Below are 19,409 nucleotides of genomic sequence, written 5' to 3' on the forward strand. Positions count from 1 at the left end.
AGGTAGCCAATGGATGCCACCCTTCCCTTCATCACCGTCAATGCGCTGGCCGGCGAGATTGCCGCCGGGCGCTTTCCCTATCTCGTCGATGTCCGCCGCGAGGAAACCTATGCCACGGCCGCCGGGGTGATCCGTGGCGCCCGCCGCCGCCGGCCTGACCGGCTTGCCGTCTGGGCGCAGGAGATTCCGGCTGGCGTTTCAGTCGTCGTCTGTTGCGTGCATGGCCACGAGGTCAGCCAGCAGGCCTGTGCTGCCCTGCGGCAGCGAGGTATCGACGCGCGCTATCTCGCCGGCGGCATTGAGGTCTGGCAGGAAGCCGGAGGCCCGCTGCAGGCCAAGCCGCCCGCCGAGGCCGGCCGCTGGATCACCCGCGAGCGGCCGAAGATCGACCGCATCGCCTGCCCCTGGCTGGTGCGGCGCTTTGTCGATCCGGATGCGCGGTTCTTCTATGTGCCGGCCAACGAGGTCTTTGACCGGGCGGCGGACTGGCAGGCGACGCCCTACGACATCCCCGGCGCGGACTACAGCCATGACGGCGAGCTGTGCAGCTTCGATACCTTCATCACCCGCCACGGCCTCGGCGACGATCCGGCGCTGGCGGCGCTGGCCCGGGTGGTGCGCGGCGCCGATACCGGGCGGCCCGATCTCGCCGCGGAGGCCGCCGGGCTGAAGGCACTGTCGCTCGGCCTGTCGGTGATGTTGCCGGACGATGACAGGATGTTGACACAGGGCATGGCGATCTACGATGCCTTGTATGCGTGGTGCGCGAGCGCCCGGGCAGAAACCCATGGCTGGCCGCCGGCCGCCTGACGGATGGACAGACATGACTGACACGACACCGCCGTCCCGCCCCGGCTTCCGCGAGGCACTGCATGTCTGGGCGAAGATCGGCCTGCTCAGTTTCGGCGGCCCGGCCGGCCAGATCGCCATGATGCACCGCATGCTGGTCGACGAGAAAAAGTGGATCAGCGAGCCGCAGTTCCTGCATGCACTGAACTTCTGCATGCTGCTGCCGGGGCCCGAGGCGCAGCAGCTGGCCACCTATGTCGGCTGGCTGCTGCACCGGGCGAAGGGCGGTGTCGCCGCCGGCCTGCTGTTCATCCTGCCCGGGCTCTGCGTCATCCTCGGCCTCAGTGCGGTCTACATGCTGTGGCGCGAAGTACCGGCGGTCGAGGGCGTGTTCTTCGGCCTGCAGGCCGCCGTGCTGGCCATTGTCATCGAGGCCGTGCAGCGCATCGCGAAGCGGGCCATCAAGACGCGGTTCCTGCTGGCGCTCGGCGGCGCAGCCTTTGCCGCCATCTACGGCCTGCAGCTGCCGTTTCCCTTGATCGTCCTGGGTGCCGGCCTGGTCGGCGCCATGGTCGGCCGCCGCCGTCCCGACTGGATCGCCGCAGCGGCCGTCAAAGACGACCGCGACGTGCTGCCGTCGGTGCCGCCCAGCGCGCGGCGCAGCCTGCTGCTGCTCGGCCTGTTCGGCCTGCTGTGGTTCGCGCCGGTGATCGCGCTGCTGGTCACGCTCGGCGACGCGCATGTCTACAGCCGGATCGGTGTGTTCTTCAGCGAGATGGCGGTGGTCACCTTCGGCGGCGCCTATGCGGTGCTGGCCTATGTCGCGCAGCAGGCGGTCACCATCTATGGCTGGCTGTCACCCGACCAGATGCTGCACGGCCTTGGCCTCGCCGAGACGACGCCGGGGCCGCTGATCCTGGTGCTCACCTTCGTCGGCTTCGTGGCCGGCTTCGAGCATGGCGGCTTCGCCTCGCCGCTGCTCGGTGGCCTGGCCGGCGGCCTGCTCGCCACCTGGGTAACCTTCGTGCCCTGCTTCCTGTGGATCTTCCTCGGCGCGCCCTATGTGGAACGCGCCCGCCATGTGCGCGCCTTCGCCCACGCACTGGCGGCGATCACCGCCGCCGTGGTCGGCGTGATCCTCAACCTTGCGGTCTGGTTCGCCCTGCATGTGCTGTTCCGGCAGATGCAGCCGCTCTCGTTCGGCCCGCTGCACTGGGACCTGCCGGTGCTGTCCAGCCTCGATCCGGCGATGGCACTGCTGGCGGCGGTGGCACTCGTTGCCGTGTTCCGCTTCCACCTCGGGCTCGGCTGGCTGCTCGGTGGCGCGGCTGTTGCCGGCATCGTCATCCGGCTTGCCGCATAAAAAAGAAAGGGGGCTATGGCAGCCCCCTTTCGCATCATCGTCGTCAGGTGGCTCAGAGGCCGACCTGGGTGATGAACTTGGTATTTAGGTAGGATTCGATGGCTTCCGAGCCGCCTTCCGAGCCGTAGCCCGAATCCTTGATGCCGCCGAAGGGGACTTCCGGCAGGGCAAGGCCGTGGTGGTTGATCGACACCATGCCGCTCTCGAAGGCGGCGCCGATGGCGGCCGCCGTCTTGGCCGATTTGGTATAGGCGTAGGCCGCGAGGCCGAAGGGCAGCCGGTTGGCCTCTTCCACCACCGCATCGAAGCTCGAGAACGGCACGATCGGCGCCAGCGGGCCGAACGGCTCCTCGTTCATGATGCGCATGTCGGTGTTGATGCCGGTCAGCACGGTGGGCTCGAAGAAGTTGCCCTTGTTGCCGATCCGCTTGCCGCCGGTCTCGATCTTGGCGCCCTTGGACACCGCATCGGCGACGAACATCTCCATCGCCTGCACGCGGCGATCGTTGGCCAGCGGACCCATGCGGGTATCCTTGTCGAGGCCATCGCCGACTTTCAGCGACTTGGCGAAAGCCGTGAAGCCGTCGACGAACTTGCCGTAGACCGATTCATGCACCAGGAAACGGGTCGGCGACACGCAGACCTGGCCGGCGTTGCGGAACTTGTTGGCCGACAGCACCTTCACGGCGACATCCACATCGGCATCGTCGAACACGATGGCCGGGGCATGGCCGCCGAGTTCCATGGTGATGCGCTTCATGTGCTGGCCGGCCAGCATGGCGAGATGCTTGCCCACCGGGGTCGAGCCGGTAAAGGTGATCTTGCGGATCACCGGATGCGGGATCAGGTATTCCGAGATCTCCGACGGGATGCCGTAGACCAGCTGGATCGCACCGGCCGGCACGCCGGCATCGACATAGGCCTGCACCAGGGCGGCACAGCTGGCCGGGGTCTCTTCCGGGCCCTTCAGGATGATCGAGCAGCCGGCCGCCAGCGCGGCCGAGCATTTGCGCACCGCCTGGTTGATCGGGAAATTCCACGGCGTAAACGCGGCGACCGGGCCGACCGGCTCCTTGACGACCAGCTGGTAGACGCCCTCGGCGCGCGGCGGCACGATGCGGCCATAGGTGCGGCGGGCCTCCTCGGCGAACCAGTCCATGATGTCGCCGGCCAGCAGGGTCTCGCCCTTGGCCTCGATGAACGGCTTGCCCTGCTCCATCGACATGATCTTGCCGATCTCGTCGGCGCGGCCACGGATGATGTCGGCGGCCTTGCGCAGCACCTTGTAGCGGTCGTAGGGCGAGACCTTCTTCCAGGCCTTGAAGCCCTTGTCGGCAGCGGCCAGCGCACGATCGAGGTCGGCCTTCTCGGCATGGGCGACCTTGCCGATTTCCTCGCCGGTGGCGGGGTTCAGCACCGGCAGGAATTTGCCATTCGCGCCCTTGGTCCAGGCGCCGTCAATGTACAGGGAGACTTCGGGGTACATGTTTCCTCCTCACGCATCCGGAGACAAAAATCAGGCCCGGGATTATGACGGAAAGCCCGGGTCCCGGCTAGGCATTGAGCGGGATTTGCAGGTCTGCTTCAGGCCGCCATCACCGGCTGGTCCGGCACCGCCAGTTCATGCCGCGCGCGCCATTCCGGCACCACATAGTTGACGATGATCGAGCGCCGCACGCCATCGATCCGCCGCGGCTCGAAGCCGTGCCAGGTATCGCTGGCCGGCACGAAAATCAGTCCCTGGTCGAAACCGGCCGGTGCCCGGCCGGCATGATGCCGCGCGGCGTCGTAGATGTCGGTGCCCCATTGCGCGGCGCCCGGCGCGGTCGACAGGTAGACCAGCATGGTGAAGCATTTGGCGCCGATGTCGGTATGCGGCTCCAGCCAGAAACCGCCGCGATCCTGGCAATACTCGATGCGCAGGCTGCTGCCCTCCAGCGCGGCCCCGGTCGTCTTTTGCAGTGCGGCAATCGTTTCCGGATGCTGGAAGCAGGCCGCCACCTCACGGCAGACCGCATGCTCCCCGAGCAGGCTGCCGGCGAAGAACACCCGGCTGTCATTGTGGTTGTCGCGCTTGCCGCCGGTATCGCCGATTTCGACCGGACGCAGCGGCAGGTCGACGATGGCCGCCGCCGTTTCCAGCGGCAGGGCTGTCTGCAGCAGCCAGTGGCGGAAAGGCTGCCGAACCTCGCTGGCCGCCCGCAGGCGGGCGAGGAAATGGCGGCGGATATGGCCGGGGCCGTGCAAGTCTGCGCCGAACATGGTGGGACCTCCTGTCCCCGCTGCTTTACCCTGCCGGCCCGGACGGGTATTGATCTTCCTCAAAAGATTGCTGGAAACACCGGAAAGCTACCCCATGCCGCCGCGTCCGAAGCCGAAAACCGCCGTCCGTCCCGCTCCCGCCGTCACGCCGGCCGACAGCGCCGATCTGCTGCAGCGCATCGCCGACGCGCTGGAGCGTCTGGCGCCGCCACGCGCGCCGGACTGGGACGAGATGGCCGCCGATGCCTTCGTCTGGCATGCCGAGCCGGCGCCGGGCTGGCTGGAAGCCGTGCCGCGCATCAATGCCGTGACCATCGACCTGCTGCAGGGCGTCGAGCGCGTGCGTGACATCCTGCTCGACAACACCCGCCGTTTCGCGAAGGGCCTGCCGGCCAACAACGCCCTGTTGTGGGGCGCCCGCGGCATGGGCAAATCGTCGCTGGTCAAGGCGGTGATCGGCGCCATCAATGTCAAGAAGGCGCATGCCCTGGCGCTGGTCGAGATCCACCGCGAGGACATCCCGTCGCTGCCGCAGCTGCTCAAGCTGCTGCGCGCGTCGCAGCGACGCTGGGTGCTGTTCTGCGACGATCTCTCCTTCGATGCCGAGGACCAGCATTACAAGTCGCTGAAGGCGGTGCTCGACGGCGGCATCGAGGGCCGGCCGGACAACGTGATCCTCTATGCTACGTCGAACCGCCGTCACCTGCTGCCGCGTGACATGATGGAAAACGAGCGTTCGACCGCGATCAATCCGCACGAGGCGGTGGAAGAGAAAGTCTCGCTGTCCGACCGCTTCGGCCTCTGGCTCGGTTTCCATTCCTGCAGCCAGGAGGATTTCTTCGCCATGCTCGATGGCTATTGCGCCGCCTATGGCCTGAAGATCGACCAGAAGCAGCTGCGCGCCGAGGCAGTGGAATGGTCGATGACCCGCGGCGCCCGCTCCGGCCGCGTCGCCTGGCAGTTCATCCAGGACCTCGCCGGCCGGCTCGGCACGCCGCTCAAGGCGAAATAACGCTCAGGTCACCGCCAGGAACTTGGCCGGATCGACCGCCTGGGTGCCCTGGCGGATCTCGAAATGCAGCTGCGGCGAACTGACCCCGCCGCTGCTGCCGACCGTGCCGATCGCCTGCCCGCGCGCCACCTGCTGGCCCTTCTTGACCAGCATCCTGTCGAGATGGGCATAGGCGGTGATCCAGCCGCCGGCATGGCGCACCAGCAGCAGGTTGCCGAACCCGCGCAGTTCGTTGCCGGCATAGACGACGACGCCGTTCTCCGCGGCGGTCACCGGCGCGCCGGCGCGGGCGGCGATATTGATGCCGTCGTTGTGCAGGCCGTCGGCCTTGGGGCCGAAGCTCGAGATGATGCGGCCGCGCACCGGCCATGAAAACGTGCGGCCCGAGCGCGGCGGCACCACGGCGGCCTGCTGCGTCTCGGCCGGCTGCTGCGCGGCCGGTGGCGTCGGCTTTTCCTCGGGGATCACCGGTTTGTCTTCCGGCGCCGGTTCAGCGGTCGCGGCCTGCCCCTCCGGTTTCGCTTCGGCGGCCGGCGGTTCCGGCGCTTTTGCCGCGGCCGTGCCGCCCGGTGGTGGTGGCATCAGCACGCCGGGCGCGGCCGGTGTCTTGGGCCCGGGCGGCGCAGCGACTGACGGCGTGACGGCTGGCGGTGTGGCGGCAGTACCGCCCGGTGGCGGCAGGGCTTCGACCTGTACCCCGCCATTGCCGAGGCTGCCCACCGTACCGGTTGCCGCCGGGCCGGTCGCCGGGGCCGCGTCATGGGGTGCCGAGGCGATGGCAGAACCACCCGGCGCGGAGATCCGCAGTTGCTGGCCCACCGCGATGGCATAGGGCGGCGCGAGGTCGTTGGTCCGTGCGATGCTGTAGAGATCGACGCCATAGGCGCGCGAGATGCTGTAGAGCGTGTCGCCGCGCTGCACGGTATGGAACTGCCCGCCCGGCATCTCGATGCGCTGGCCGGGCTGCAGCTGGTAGGGCGGCTGCAGGTTGTTGTCGTCGATGATCGCGCGCACCGGCCGGTGATAACGCCGCGACAGCGCATAGACGGTATCGCCTGCCTGCACCGTCACCGCTTCCGGCGTGGTGCCCGGCGCCACGGCGATCTGGCTGGCGGCGGGATTGGGGCCCGGTTCGACGGCGCGGGGGACGTTGAGACTGTGCCCGAACTCGACCGGGGCCGGCGGCTGGGTGCCGCAGGCGGCGACCGTCAGCAGGGCCAGCAATGCAAGAAGCGGCCGGGCGCCGTGCCAGGTGCCGCGCCGGGCGCACCGGGACGGACACCCCAGAAACGACTGTATCGGGCGAATCCGGCGCATGGGCGGCGAGTCTAGGCTGCTTTGCCGCCAGCCACAATCCGACGGCAGGTCGCAGGCCCCGGACACCTTCGTCAGGAGGTCGCCGCCTCGCGGGCGATGCCGGGCAGCAGCGGCACGAAGCGCACCGGCAGCAGGCGTTCCTCGGTGATCTCGGTGCCCTGCCGGGTATAGCGGATCACATCCTGCTCGGTGGTGGTGACGGCCACCGGTGCCACCATGATGCCGCCATCGGGCGACAGCTGCTCCAGCAGGCGGTCGGGCCGCCGGTCGGCCGCGGCGGTCACCAGGATGCGGTCGAACGGCGCCTGCTCGGGCCAGCCCTTGTTGCCGTCGCCCAGCATGCAGGTGATGTTGGTCAGGTCGAGGGCGGCGAAGCGCTTCTCGGCGGTCTGCAGCAGCGAGCGGTAGCGTTCGATGCTGTAGACCCGGCGGCACAGCCGCGACAGGATCGCCGTCTGGTAACCCGAGCCGGTGCCGATCTCCAGCACCTTCATGCGGTCACCGACCTGCAAGGCCTCGGTCATATAGGCGACCACATAGGGCTGGCTGATGGTCTGGCCCTGGGTGATCGGCAGGGCGATGTTGTCATAGGCATGCTTGAGGAACTGGTCGGCGACGAACTGCTCGCGCGGCACCCGTTCGATGGCCGCCAGCACCCGGGTATCGGCAATACCCTGGCGCCGCAGTTCCATGATCAGCTGGATGACACGGGTGTCCACGGCGATCAGGTGAGCGCCGATTTCAGCGCCCGGATACCGGCATCATGGGTCAGGTCGAGCTGCAGCGGCGTCACCGAAATGGCGCCGTTGTCGGTGGCGCCGAGGTCGGTCTGCCGCTTCGCCTTGTTCTTCTGGCGGCGGAAGCCGATCCAGTAATACGGCACGCCGCGCGCATCGACGCGGGCATCCAGCAGCAGGTCGGTCAGGTCGCGCTTGCCCTGCTTCACCACCTCGATGCCGGTGACCGCATCGGCGGCGACATCGGGGAAATTGACGTTGATCAGCGTGCTGGCCGACCAGCCGGTCTTGAGCAGCTTGCGGATCACCTTCGGCGCATGGGTCTCGGCTGTCTTCCACTTGACGGCATGGCCATGGGTGAAGACCTGGCTGAGCGCAATCGAGGGCACGCCGAGCAGCGCACCTTCCATGGCCACCGCCACGGTGCCCGAATAGGTGACATCCTCGCCGAGGTTGCCGCCACGGTTGATGCCGGACAGCAGCAGGTCGGGCTTCTTGTCCTTGAACAATTCGTGCATCGCCAGCATCACGCAATCAGTCGGCGTGCCGCGCACGGCGTATCGGCGGGCGTTGATCTTGCGCAGCCGCAGCGGCAGTGTCAGCGTCAGCGAATGCGAGGCACCGGACTGCTCGAATTCGGGCGCCACAACCCAGACATCCTTCGACAGCGACTTCGCCACCTTCTCCAGGACCTTCAGGCCCGGCGCGTGGATGCCGTCGTCGTTGGAGACCAGGATGCGCATTACTTTGATACCTTCTCGATTGTCTTCAGGCCGCCCATGTAGGGCGCCAGGGCATCCGGCACCGCGATGCTGCCGTCCTCGTTCTGGTAATTCTCCATCACCGCGATCAGGGCGCGGCCGACGGCGACGCCGGAGCCGTTGAGCGTATGCACGAAGCGGGTCTGCTTCTCGCCGGCGGCGCGGCTGCGCGCATTCATGCGGCGCGCCTGCCAGTCCCAGCAGTTCGAGCAGGAGGAAATCTCGCGATACTGGTTCTGGCCCGGCAGCCAGACTTCGAGGTCATAGGTCTTGCGTGCCGCGCCGCCCATGTCGCCGGCACAGAGCAGCATGGTGCGGAACGGCAGGCCGAGCCGTTTCAGCACGGTCTCGGAGGCTTCCGTCATCCGCTCGTGCTCTTCGACCGACTTGTCGGCGGTGACGATGCTGACCAGCTCGACCTTGTCGAACTGGTGCTGGCGGATCATGCCGCGGGTATCGCGGCCGGCGGCGCCGGCTTCGGAGCGGAAACACGGCGTCAACGCGGTCATCCGCCACGGCAGCTCGGCCTCGTCGATGATCAGGTCGCGCGCCAGGTTGGTCAGCGGCACTTCCGCCGTTGGGATCAGCCAGTAGCCCGCCGTGGTGCGGAACAGGTCCTCGCCGAATTTCGGCAGCTGGCCAGTGCCATAGGCGGTGGCGTCGTTGACCAGCAAGGGCGGCTGCATCTCGGTATAGCCGAACTCGGTGGTATGCAGGTCGAGCATGAACTGCCCGAGCGCGCGACTGAGCCGGGCGAGCTGGCTCTTGACCACGGTGAAGCGTGCGCCGGCCAGCTTGACGCCGGCGGCGAAATCCATGTAGCCGAGCCCCTCGCCGATATCGAAATGCTCTTTCGGCTTGAAGCTGTAAGTCTTCGGCGCGCCATGCTGGCGCTGCTCGACATTGAAGCTCTCGTCCAGCCCGTCCGGCACCTCGTCGGCCGGCAGGTTCGGGATGCGCGACAGCGCGTCGGTCAGCGCCGCCTCGGCCTCCTTCTGCTCGGCCTCCAGCGCCGCCAGCCGGTCCTTCAAGGTCGCCACCTCGGCCATCAGTTCGGCGGCCCTCGCCTCGTCCTTCCTGCCCTTGGCGACGCCGATCTCCCTGGACAGGCTGTTGCGGCGGCCCTGCAGTTCGTCGAATTCGGTCTGGGCGGCACGGCGCGTCTTGTCGAGGTCGATCAGCGCCTGCGCCTGCGGCGCGACGCCGCGCCGCGCAATGGCCCGGTCGAAGGCTTCCGGATTGTCCCGGATCGCTTTGATGTCATGCATGGCGGTCTTCCGTCACGACTGCGATGAGGGCCCGGCCCCATCCTGTCCGCTGGTGCTGCCGGTACTGTCTGCGCTGTCGCCGTTCTCGGCATCGCGGGCCGCGGTTTCCGCCGCCTCGCGCTTGGTCCGGTCGCGTTCCATCATCTTCACCAGGAAGATCGAGATTTCGTAGAGCAGCAGCAACGGCACGGCGAGCGAAACCTGGCTGACCACATCCGGCGGCGTCACCACCGCGGCGAAGATGAAGATGCCGACGATGGCGTATTTGCGCATCGAACCGAGGCTCTTGGAGGTGACGATGCCGACCCGGCCGAGCAGGGTCAGCAGCACCGGCAGCTCGAAGGCGATGCCGAAAGCGAAGATCAAAGTCATCACCAGCGACAGGTATTCGCTGACCCGGGTTTCCATCTGGATCGGGATGCTGTCGGGTCCGCCCGGCGCCTCGAAGCCGCTGAAAAAACGCAGCATCATCGGCATGATGACGAAATAGACGAAACACGAGCCGAGGGTGAACATGATCGGCGTCGCGATCAGGAACGGCATGAAGGCGTGGCGCTCGTGCTTGTACAGGCCCGGCGCGACGAACATCCAGATCTGGCTGGCAACGATCGGGAAGCTCAGCAGCAGCGCCGCCCACAGCGACAGCTGCACATAGGTGAAAAAGGCTTCCTGCGGCGCCGTGAAGATCATGCGCCGGCCCTCGGTGCCGATCGCCAGCACCAGCGGGTGCATCAGGATCTCGTAGATATGCGCCGAGAAGTAATAGCAGATGAAAAAGGCCACCAGGATGGCGGCGATGGAATAGATGAGACGGGTGCGCAGTTCGAGCAGATGCTCCATCAGCGGCATGCGCGAGGCTTCGACTTCATCCCCGGGCGTCTGGTCGGTCACGGCGTCTTTCCGTCCTGGTTGTCCGGCACGGGCGCGGCGGCAGGCTGAACGGCCGGCTCTGCCACCGGCGTTGCTACGGGCTCAGCGGCAGGCGTCTCCGCGCCGGGTATCTCTGCGGCGGGCGCCTCGACCGCCGGCGGCTGGAAACCGCCCGGCTGCTCGGCGTCGGTCAGCATGGCATTCATCTCGGCTTCGGTCTTTTTGAAGTCTTCCGCCATGCTGCCGTCGGGATCGACGGCCTTCTTGATCTCGTTCTCGATCGAGAAGTCGGTCACCTGCTTGGCCGCCTTGCGCAGGTCGTCGAGTTCGGCCTCGCGCACCATGTCGTCGAGGCCGCTCTGGAATTCCCGGGCCATCGAGCGCGCCTTGGAGGTCCACTGGCCCATGGTGCGCAGCACCTTGGGCAGGTCCTTCGGGCCGATGACGACCAGCGCCACCACCGCGACCACTCCGAGTTCTGACCAGGCAATGTCGAACATCGCCGCCTACCCGCTTGTCAAAAGGAAGCGGCGCCGGGGGAACCCGGCGCCAGATTGGGGCATCGCCCCGGGGGAAACCGCAGGCGGCGCGTCAGTTATGCGCGGACTTGTCGGCCGGGGTGCCGGCATTGGCGCTGCCCCCGGTCGGCTGGCCCTGCTGGTTGATCACCGGCGGCTCGGGCTTGGTCTCGGCACCCGGCTCTTCCTTCATGCCCTTGCGGAAGCTCTTGATGCCGGCAGCGACGTCGCCCATCAGGCTCGGAATCTTGCCGCGACCGAACAACAGCAGCACGATCACGAGAACGATGATCCAGTGCCAAATGCTAAACGAACCCATACCCTTGTCTCCTCAAACCCAGGGGCAGATCCGCCTGCCGCGGGACCTGCCGAAGTCAGTGCGCACTATGACAGAGATAGCGCGGCCAAGGCAATCTTCCGGGGAAATCTTCCGGCCTGCTCAGGCGACCGGAAAAACGAAACAGTATTCGCGGTTAAGCCCGAAATTCAGGGTCGTCCCGGCGGCCGGCAGCGGACCCGGCGGCAGCCGTGCCGCCAGCCGCAGTCCGGCCCCGGCGAGATCGAGCCGGCGATAGGGCCCAAGGGCCAGGGCGCGCTCCACCGTCAGGGCCAGGCCGCCGGCATTTTCCTGCAGCGCCTCGGGGCGGAACATCAGCACCGCCGGGCTGCCCTCGGCGATCCCGGCCGCCGCGACGGCGCCGAACGGGGTGTCCAGCCGGCCGGCGGCAATCCGGCCGCGGATTTCGTTGGTCTCGCTTAAGAATCGCGCGGCAAAGGGCGTGCCCGGCCGGGCATAGACCCGGGCCGGGGTATCGAGCTGCTCGATGCGGCCGGCCTGCATGATGGCGATGCGGTCGCCCATGCGCATGGCCTCGTCCGGGTCATGGGTCACCAGCAGGGTGGCGGTGCCGGCCTGCTTGAGCACGACGACGGTCTCGTCGCGGATCTGGTCGCGCAGGCGGCTGTCGAGACTGGAGAACGGTTCGTCCAGCAGCATCACCCGCGGTTCCGGCGCCAGTGCCCGGGCCAGCGCGACCCGCTGCTGTTCGCCGCCGGAGAGCTGATGCGGATAAGCGTCCAGATGGCCGCCGAGGCCAAGCCGGCCGGCCCAGAAAGCGGCGCGGTCGCGCTGGCCGGCGGCCGGCAGATGGCTCAGCCCGAAGGCGATGTTGGCGGCCACGCTGAGATGCGGGAACAGCGCATGGTCCTGGAAGACCATGCCGACGTGGCGCCGTTCGGTGGGAATATTGACGCGGGCGCCGGCGACGATCCTGCCACCGATGCGAACCTCGCCGCGCTGCAGGTCTTCCAGGCCGGCGGCGATGCGCAAGGTGGTCGATTTGCCGCAGCCGGATGGCCCGAGCAGGCCGAGGATCTCGCCCGGCGCGACGCTGAAACTGATGTCGTCGACGGCGCGGCGGCTGCCGTAATCGTGGCTGACCCCGACGAGATCGAGGCCGCCGGTCGCCGCAGCCGGACCGTCAGCCATGGCGGCGGTCAGCCACCGTTGCGCGGCCCGTGGCCGTCCTCGTCTTCATCGGACTCATCCTCGTCATCATCCGAGTCCTCGTCCTCATCATCGTCTTCGTCGTAATCGTCGTCGTCTTCATCGTCGTTGTCGTCGGACTCGTCATCATCATCGTCCGAGTCATCATCATCGTCATCCGCATCGTCGTCATCGCCATCCTCGTCGGAGGCGTCGTCGTCCTGCGGGGCAGCATTGTCTTCGGCGGTTTCGGCTTCGGCCTTCTCTTCCGCCTCGACGATCAGCGGTTCAAGGAATTCGCGGCCGTCGTCATCCTCGCCCAGCGGGTCTTCCGGCGCGGTGTCCAGCGCCTCGCCCGGCATCGGGATGCCACCGGAGGCCGGCAGCGCCTCGAGCAGGCCGGCCGCGCGCAGTTCCTCGATGCCCGGCAGGGCGTCGGCGCTTTCGAGGCCGAAATGCACCAGGAATTCGTCGGTGGTGCCCCAGGTGACCGGACGGCCCGGCACCCGGCGACGGCCGCGCACCTTGATCCAGTCGGCTTCCATCAGCACGTCCAGCGTGCCGCGGCTGAGGCCGACACCGCGGATGTCCTCGATCTCGGCGCGGGTCACCGGCTGGTGATAGGCGATGATCGCCAGCGTCTCGATGGCGGCACGCGACAGCTTGCGCTGCACCTGGCGATGCTCTTCCAGCAGATGCTGCATATCCGGCGCGGTCATGAAGGCCCAGCGGCCGGCAACCTTTTTCAGGATCACGCCGCGGCCGCGGTACATATCCTCCAGCGCCGCCAGCACGGCCGGCACCCGTGTCTTGGGCGGCAGGCGCTTGCGCAAGGTCGCCTCGTCGAGCGGCTCGGCGGCAGCGAACAGCAGGGCCTCGGCCATGCGGATGGCACCGGCAAAAGCGGCTTCGGCATCGTCCTCGCCGGATTCATCGGCGGCGTCGACGGACTCGTCATCCGCATTGTCATCGGCAAAATCCGGCGCAGCATTGTCCTGTTCGGACGCCACTTCGGCTGCCGCCACGGTCATTTCGGTTTCGTCTTCCAGCCGCTCCTCGGCCGGTACAGCGTCGTTCGACATTGCTTATTCTTCCGGATTGGTCGTCGCCGGCTGCGCATTGCTGTGCCGGCGGATGTAAATGGGGCCGAAACTCTGCACCTGTTTCAGATCGATCAGGCCCTGCTTGGCCATTTCCAGGCTGGCATTGAAGGTCGACGCGATCGCCGAGCGCATGGTGAACGGGTCGTCCATGTCGGGCGGCAGGAAGCTCTGCAGGGTCGCCCAGTCGGGGATCTGCCCGATCATGTTGCGCAGCCGGGCCAGCGCCTCCTCGACCGACACGATGCGGCGGCGCGCCATCCGCATGGTCAGCGCCTCGCTCGAACCCTTGCTGGCGCGGAATTCCGCATAGGCCTTCAGCAGCTCGTAAAGCGTGGAATTGTAGACCGACTTGCGGATGATGCGGACGCCTTCCGGCTGGCCGCGCAGGAACATGGCCAGACCGACCTGGTCGCGTTTCAGCAGCTGGTCGGCGGCATTGCGCATGGCCTCCAGCCGCTGCAGCTGCAGGGCAAGCCGGGCAGCCATCTCGGCGCCGGTGGGCTCGCCCTCCTTCTCCGGCTCGGGCAGCAGCAGACGGGATTTCAGATAGGCCAGCCAGGCCGCCATGACCAGGTAGTCGGCGGCGACCTCGATGCGCACCTTGCGCAGTTCGGCAATGAACACGAGGTACTGCTCGGCCAGCGCCAGGATCGAGATCTTGCGCAGGTCGACCTTCTGCTCGCGGGCGAGGTTCAGCAGGACGTCGAGCGGGCCCTCGAAGACATCGAGGTTGAGCACGAGCTGTTCGCCGACCCGGATGGCGTTCCCCTCGCCGTCCGGCAGCCCATCGCGATGGGCCGGCTCGAAGGGCTCGGCCGGGCTGCCCGTGACGGGGCCTCCGGCAGCGTCGGCCGGCGCGGTATCAGATGGGTCAGCGCTATCGCTCACGGCCTAAATTCCAGTTCGGACACCTAAATCGGACCAGCGTGTTAATCGCTCAGTCCGGCCAATACAAGCAGGAAGTCCCGCAGGCCGTCGATGATCGGCGAGATCACGTCGAACAGCGGGTTCCAGTTGGTGCCGAATTCCCGTGCCGCCAGGGGCACGGCCAGCAGGAGAATCAGCAGGATGACCATGCCATAGGGTTCCAGACGGGCCAAGGGGCGCGCCAGCGGCAGGGGCAGCAGTCCGACCGCGACCCGGCCGCCATCCAGCGGCGGCAGCGGAATCAGGTTAAAAACACACAATACAAGGTTGATTGCTATGGCTTTATCGAAATTCATGGCCAGCCAGTCGTCAGCCAGTCCACCGAACAGCGGCAGCAGGTTGAAGGCCAGCATGGCGATATAGGCCTGCAGCAGGTTCACCGCGGGTCCGGCGGCCGCCACGATGGCCATGTCGCGGCGCGGTCGCGGCAGGTTGGCGAAATTGACCGGCACCGGCTTGGCCCAGCCGAACAGGAACGGCGCCCGCAGCAGCAGCAGCATGCCGGGGATGATGATCGTCCCCATACGGTCGACATGGCGCAGCGGGTTGAAGCTGACCCGGCCGGCGCGCAGGGCGGTGTCGTCGCCGAGTTTCCAGGCGACCCAGCCATGGGCGGCCTCGTGCAGGGTGATCGCCAGCAGGGCCGGCAGGATCCAGGTCGAGATGTCGAACAGGGTGGCGAGGAGGTGCTGGCTCATGCCCCCGCCTGTTCCAGCAGGCTGCGGTGCCGCGCGGCCTCCGCCGCCCCGAAGGCCTGCGTTGCCGGCAGGCTGGCGCGGGCGGCGCCGATCCGCCGGGCGGCGTCCGGGCCCATGGCCGGCAGGGCGGTGAACAGCGCCTGCATCTCGGCCAGGTCGCCCGAGCAATGCAGCGCCAGGTCGCAGCCGGCCGCCAGCGCCGCTGGCCCGGTTTCGGCCGGCCGGCCCTTCAGGGCCTTCATGTTGAGGTCGTCGCTGATCAGCACGCCGTCGAAACCGATGCGGCGGCGGATGATATCGCCGATCACCAGGGGCGACATGGTGGCCGGATGCCCGGCATCGATGGCGCTGTAGACGATATGCGCGGTCATTGCCCAGCACGGCGTGCCGTAGGGCGCGTCGCGCAGGGCGACGAAGGGCCGGAAATCGCTGTGGGCCATCTCTGCCAGATCGGTATCGACCACCGGAAGGTCAAGATGGCTGTCGACATGCGAGCGGCCATGGCCGGGAATATGCTTGATGACGGGCAGCACGCCGGCATCGGCAAGGCCGCGCATCACCGCGCCGCCGATGGCGGTCACCGTGGCGGGATCGCGGCCATAGGCGCGGTCGCCGATCACGTCATGAGCGCCGGGCACCGGCAGGTCGGCGACCGGCGCGCAGTCGACATCGATGCCGAGCGCGGCCAGTTCGGCGCCGATCCAGCGGTAATTCAGGTAGGCCAGTTCCTCGCCGGCGGCACGGTCCTGCGCCCACAGCCGGCCGAAGACCTCGCCGGCGGGAAATTTCGGCCAGTGCGGCGGCTTCAGCCGGGCGACCCGGCCGCCTTCCTGATCGATCAGCACCGGCGCCAGCTCGTTGCCGACCACGCCGCGGAAATCGGCGATCAGCGCCTTTACCTGCGCCGGGCTGTCGACATTGCGGGCGAACAGGATCAGGCCGAGCGGCCGGCGCACGCCGAACAGCACGCGCTCCTCGGGCGTCAGCTGCAGGCCGGCACAGCCGACCACGACCGGGGCGAAGCCGCCCCAGTCGGTGGCAGCCGCGCCGTTACTTGCTGACAACGATGCAGCCCTGGTTCTTGGCCGCGAGCTGCTGGCACAGCGACTGCGCCGCGGCGCGATCCTTCAGCGGCCCGACCTGCAGGCGCACGAAGGCGCCCTTGTTGGGGATTTCCACCTTCTCGTAGCTCGGGGTCAGGCCATTGAGCAGTTCGGGGAACTTCTTCTGCAGCCGGTTCCAGGTCGCCTGCGCGTCGGCCTGGTCCTTCAGCGAGGCGAGCTGCACTTTCGCGCTGCCGCCCGGCGACGCCAGCGAGGCGGTCTTGGCCGGTGCCTCGGCTGCGGGCTTGGCGGCCGGCTTGCTCTCGGCCGGCTTTGCCGCCGGAGTCCTCTCGGCCTGCGTCTTCTCGGCCTGCGACAGCGGCATGGCGCTCGGCGCGTTGGTCTGGTTCGGAATGCCGGTCGCCGCCTGGCCCTGCTGGCCCTGCGCCTGATTCGGCGCCTGGTTGGGAACCGGGCTCGGCGCCGGACGCATCGGCACCGTCACCGACGGCGCGCTGCCGGCCGGCCCCGTGGCGGGAGCCGTGGCAACGCTGGCGGACGGCCGCTCCGGCGGCGGCAGCAGGCGTTCGGTCTTGCCGTCATCGCCGGCCGGCGGCACATTGCCGCCGATGCGGTCATAGATCTGCTTGTCCTGGTTCGGCACCTGCATGCCGCCGGGATTCTCCGGCGCCACCTTGGTCGGGCCCTGGTCGGCCCGGATCAGCGGCGGCGCGCCGCTCGAGCCGCGCTTGACGCCCTGGTCATAGGCGAACCAGATGCCGATGCCGAAAGCCGCCACCGCGCCGAGCGCGATTGCCGCCGTGATCATCCGCTTCGGGCTGCCGCCCTGCTGCTCGTCGCCGGGCACCGGGCGCCCGCCGCGTTCGGTTCGCAGGTCACTCATCACTCACCTCATCTCTTCAACGGGCGTCACGCCCATCACCGACAGGCCCGACGCGATCACGACGGCCACCGCGCGCAGCAGCGCCAGCCGCGCCCGCGTCAGCGCCAGATCCTCGGGGATCAGAAACCGCACGCTGGTATCGTCGCGGCCGACGTTCCACAGGCCGTGGAAGGCCGCGGCGACCTCCTGCAGATAAAACGCCACCCGGTGCGGTTCATGGGCCTCGGCGGCGCTGTCGACCAGCCGCGGCCAGCTTGCCAGCAGCTTGATCAGCGCCAGTTCCGAGTCATGCGACAGCCGGCCGAGATCGGCCTGGGCCAGCGCACCGTCCTCGGTGTCGATACCCGGCACTTCGGCAGCCGCATTGCGCAGCACCGAACAGATGCGGGCATGGGCATACTGGACGTAGAAGACCGGATTGTCCTTCGACTGTTCGGTCACCTTCTTGAAGTCGAAGTCGAGCTGGGCGTCGTTCTTGCGCGTCAGCATGATGAAGCGCACGACGTCCCGGCCGACCTCGTCCACCACGTCACGCAGGGTGACGAAGGTGCCGGCCCGCTTGGACATCTTCACCGGCTGGCCACCGTCGAGCAGGTTGACCATCTGCACCAGCTTGACGTCGAGTTCGCCCTCGCCGTTCGACAGCGCCTTCACGGCCGCCTTCATGCGCTTGACGTAGCCGCCGTGGTCGGCGCCCCAGACGTCGATCATCTGGCTGAAGCCGCGGCGGTACTTGTCGTCGTGATAGGCGATGTCGGCGCCGAAATAGGTCCACGAGCCGTCCGATTTCTTCAGCGGCCGGTCGGTGTCGTCGCCGAATTCGCTGGCCTTGAACAGCTCCTGCGGCCGCGCCTCGTAATCCTCGGGCGGCTTGCCCTTGGGTGGCTCCAGCACGCCGGTATAGATCAGGCCGCGCTGCTTGAGGCGGTCGAAGGCACCCTGCACGGCGCCGCTGTCATGCAGCGCCTTTTCCGAGGTGAAGACGGCATGGTGGATGTTCAGCGCGGCAAGGTCGTCGCGCACCATCGCCATCATCGCCGCGGTGGCTTCCTTGCGGAACAGCGCCAGCCATTCGCCCTCGGGCGCGGTCTTGTATGTGTCGCCGTATTGCGCGGCCAGCGCCTGGCCGAGCGGCACCAGGTAGTCGCCGGGATAGAGCCCTTCCGGGATGCTGATGGTCTCGCCGAGCGCCTCGCGGTAGCGCAGATGCGCGGAACGGGCCAGCACGTCGACCTGGGCGCCGGCATCGTTGATGTAATATTCGCGGCAGACCTGGAAGCCGGCCTTCTGCAGCAGGGCGGCCAGCGCATCGCCAAACACGGCGCCGCGGCAATGGCCGACATGCATCGGGCCGGTCGGGTTGGCCGAGACATATTCGACATTGACCGGCCGGCCCTGCCCCAGGTCGCTGTCGCCATAGGCGGCGCCGGTCTTCAGGATCGTGGCAATCTGGCCCTGCCAGTGCTCCGGGTTCAGGCGCAGGTTGATGAAGCCCGGCCCGGCGATCTCGACGGCGGTGACCGCCGGATGGGCTTCCAGCAGCGGTTTGATCGCCTCGGCCAGCGCACGCGGCGCCATTTTCGCCGGTTTGCCCAGCACCATGGCGACATTGGTGGCGAGGTCGCCATGACTCGGATCGCGCGGCGGCTCGACGGCGATGGCCGACAGCGGCAGTTCGCCCGCCAGCACCCCCTGCTCGGAAAGCGTATGGACGGCCGCCATCACGGCGCGGCGGAATTCGGTGAAAACGTTCATTTCGGAAAGGCTTTTCGTATCTTCCTGGAATCGGGCCGGACACTAGCGACTGGCCATCCCAGCCGCAACGCACCGCCCGCGCGCCCTGCCAAAATTGACTTCCGCGCAATGTTTCCTAAATTGCTTATGCAATGTGGCAAATTATTGGTAAACCAAGCGTAAATACACCTGTGAGGACCCTGTGACCGACCTGCCGACCCAGACCAGCCCCCAGAACGGCGCCCAGACTGCCCCGGCCGATGCCGGCGCGGCTCCGGTGACCGTCAGCGCCTCGGCGGCGCGCCGGGTGCGGACCATCGTGGCGCAGGACGGCAATCCCGCCATGGCGCTGCGCATCAGCGTCTCCGGCGGCGGCTGCTCCGGCTTCCAGTACGGCTTCACCCTCGACGATGCCGAAACTGCCGACGACATCGTCATCGAACGCGACGGCGCCCGGGTGGTGATCGACACCGTCTCCGTGGAATACCTGCGCGGCGCCGAGATCGACTTCATCGAGGACCTGACCGGCGCCTATTTCAAGATCGCCAACCCGCAGGCCTCGTCGAGCTGCGGCTGCGGCAATTCCTTCGCCATCTGACGCCAGCCGCCCAACCTGG

The 19,409-nt window shown here is 67.7% G+C and carries 20 protein-coding genes; 4 read left to right on the forward strand and 16 right to left on the reverse strand.

Features of this window, described 5'->3' with window-relative positions; genetic code table 11:
* Positions 1 to 9: 9 nt before the first annotated feature.
* Positions 10 to 810 (forward strand): chromate resistance protein ChrB domain-containing protein, encoded by an 801-nt coding sequence (locus ACFOOQ_RS17985; protein ID WP_379728993.1) that lies wholly within the window; start codon positions 10 to 12, stop codon positions 808 to 810.
* Positions 811 to 823: 13 nt separating this feature from the next.
* Positions 824 to 2,152 carry a chromate efflux transporter gene (gene chrA, locus ACFOOQ_RS17990; protein WP_379728994.1) on the forward strand — a complete coding sequence of 443 codons (1,329 nt, stop codon included), beginning with the start codon at positions 824 to 826 and terminating at the stop codon, positions 2,150 to 2,152.
* A gap of 52 nt (positions 2,153 to 2,204) precedes the next feature.
* Here the strand turns inward: chrA and ACFOOQ_RS17995 are convergent, their stop codons facing one another.
* Positions 2,205 to 3,638 carry an NAD-dependent succinate-semialdehyde dehydrogenase gene (locus tag ACFOOQ_RS17995; RefSeq protein WP_379728995.1) on the reverse strand — a complete coding sequence of 478 codons (1,434 nt, stop codon included), beginning with the start codon at positions 3,636 to 3,638 and terminating at the stop codon, positions 2,205 to 2,207.
* Positions 3,639 to 3,736: 98 nt separating this feature from the next.
* Positions 3,737 to 4,414 carry a 2OG-Fe(II) oxygenase gene (locus tag ACFOOQ_RS18000; RefSeq protein WP_379728996.1) on the reverse strand — a complete coding sequence of 226 codons (678 nt, stop codon included), beginning with the start codon at positions 4,412 to 4,414 and terminating at the stop codon, positions 3,737 to 3,739.
* 94 nt (positions 4,415 to 4,508) lie between these two features.
* Between ACFOOQ_RS18000 and ACFOOQ_RS18005 the strand changes: the two genes are divergently transcribed.
* Positions 4,509 to 5,426, forward strand: coding sequence for an ATP-binding protein (locus tag ACFOOQ_RS18005; protein WP_379728998.1), 918 nt, complete (start codon positions 4,509 to 4,511; stop codon positions 5,424 to 5,426).
* Between the two features lie 3 nt (positions 5,427 to 5,429).
* Here ACFOOQ_RS18005 and ACFOOQ_RS18010 read toward each other — a convergent pair whose 3' ends face one another.
* From ACFOOQ_RS18010 to argS, 14 genes are all read right to left on the reverse strand, one after another.
* Positions 5,430 to 6,650: a peptidoglycan DD-metalloendopeptidase family protein gene (locus tag ACFOOQ_RS18010; RefSeq protein ID WP_379728999.1), complete on the reverse strand. Its 1,221-nt coding sequence runs from the start codon at positions 6,648 to 6,650 to the stop codon at positions 5,430 to 5,432.
* A 164-nt stretch (positions 6,651 to 6,814) separates the two neighbouring features.
* Entirely contained in the window at positions 6,815 to 7,468 is a 654-nt protein-coding gene (locus tag ACFOOQ_RS18015) for a protein-L-isoaspartate(D-aspartate) O-methyltransferase (protein WP_379729152.1), read from the reverse strand.
* A complete protein-coding gene (surE, locus tag ACFOOQ_RS18020; protein WP_379729000.1) occupies positions 7,468 to 8,223 on the reverse strand; it encodes a 5'/3'-nucleotidase SurE in 756 nt (251 codons plus the stop codon). Before surE ends, ACFOOQ_RS18015 begins: the two co-directional genes overlap by 1 nt.
* Positions 8,223 to 9,509, reverse strand: coding sequence for a serine--tRNA ligase (gene serS / locus ACFOOQ_RS18025; protein ID WP_379729001.1), 1,287 nt, complete (start codon positions 9,507 to 9,509; stop codon positions 8,223 to 8,225). The genes surE and serS overlap by 1 nt, the downstream gene beginning before the upstream one ends.
* Before the next feature lie 12 nt (positions 9,510 to 9,521).
* A complete protein-coding gene (gene tatC, locus ACFOOQ_RS18030; protein WP_379729002.1) occupies positions 9,522 to 10,400 on the reverse strand; it encodes a twin-arginine translocase subunit TatC in 879 nt (292 codons plus the stop codon).
* Positions 10,397 to 10,879 (reverse strand): Sec-independent protein translocase protein TatB, encoded by a 483-nt coding sequence (gene tatB / locus ACFOOQ_RS18035; protein ID WP_379729003.1) that lies wholly within the window; start codon positions 10,877 to 10,879, stop codon positions 10,397 to 10,399. The genes tatC and tatB overlap by 4 nt, the downstream gene beginning before the upstream one ends.
* A 91-nt stretch (positions 10,880 to 10,970) precedes the next feature.
* Positions 10,971 to 11,216: a twin-arginine translocase TatA/TatE family subunit gene (locus tag ACFOOQ_RS18040; protein ID WP_379729004.1), complete on the reverse strand. Its 246-nt coding sequence runs from the start codon at positions 11,214 to 11,216 to the stop codon at positions 10,971 to 10,973.
* Between the two features lie 120 nt (positions 11,217 to 11,336).
* Entirely contained in the window at positions 11,337 to 12,386 is a 1,050-nt protein-coding gene (locus ACFOOQ_RS18045; RefSeq protein WP_379729005.1) for an ABC transporter ATP-binding protein, read from the reverse strand.
* Between the two features lie 8 nt (positions 12,387 to 12,394).
* Positions 12,395 to 13,465, reverse strand: coding sequence for an SMC-Scp complex subunit ScpB (scpB, locus tag ACFOOQ_RS18050; RefSeq protein ID WP_379729006.1), 1,071 nt, complete (start codon positions 13,463 to 13,465; stop codon positions 12,395 to 12,397).
* A 3-nt stretch (positions 13,466 to 13,468) separates the two neighbouring features.
* Complete coding sequence (locus ACFOOQ_RS18055; RefSeq protein WP_379729007.1) at positions 13,469 to 14,374, reverse strand: segregation and condensation protein A; 906 nt, start codon at positions 14,372 to 14,374, stop codon at positions 13,469 to 13,471.
* 41 nt (positions 14,375 to 14,415) lie between these two features.
* Positions 14,416 to 15,111, reverse strand: coding sequence for a site-2 protease family protein (locus ACFOOQ_RS18060; protein WP_379729008.1), 696 nt, complete (start codon positions 15,109 to 15,111; stop codon positions 14,416 to 14,418).
* Positions 15,108 to 16,175, reverse strand: coding sequence for a beta-N-acetylhexosaminidase (gene nagZ, locus ACFOOQ_RS18065; protein ID WP_379729009.1), 1,068 nt, complete (start codon positions 16,173 to 16,175; stop codon positions 15,108 to 15,110). Before nagZ ends, ACFOOQ_RS18060 begins: the two co-directional genes overlap by 4 nt.
* The gene (locus tag ACFOOQ_RS18070; RefSeq protein WP_379729010.1) at positions 16,162 to 17,058 is read right to left on the reverse strand and encodes an SPOR domain-containing protein; all 897 of its coding nucleotides are present in this window, start codon (positions 17,056 to 17,058) and stop codon (positions 16,162 to 16,164) included. Before ACFOOQ_RS18070 ends, nagZ begins: the two co-directional genes overlap by 14 nt.
* A 3-nt stretch (positions 17,059 to 17,061) precedes the next feature.
* A complete protein-coding gene (gene argS, locus ACFOOQ_RS18075; protein WP_379729011.1) occupies positions 17,062 to 18,813 on the reverse strand; it encodes an arginine--tRNA ligase in 1,752 nt (583 codons plus the stop codon).
* Between the two features lie 181 nt (positions 18,814 to 18,994).
* Here argS and erpA point away from each other — a divergent pair, with 181 nt between their 5' ends.
* Positions 18,995 to 19,390: an iron-sulfur cluster insertion protein ErpA gene (erpA, locus tag ACFOOQ_RS18080; RefSeq protein WP_379729012.1), complete on the forward strand. Its 396-nt coding sequence runs from the start codon at positions 18,995 to 18,997 to the stop codon at positions 19,388 to 19,390.
* Positions 19,391 to 19,409 lie beyond the last annotated feature (19 nt).

Source organism: Ferrovibrio xuzhouensis (assembly GCF_042648965.1).
GTDB lineage: Bacteria > Pseudomonadota > Alphaproteobacteria > Ferrovibrionales > Ferrovibrionaceae > Ferrovibrio > Ferrovibrio xuzhouensis.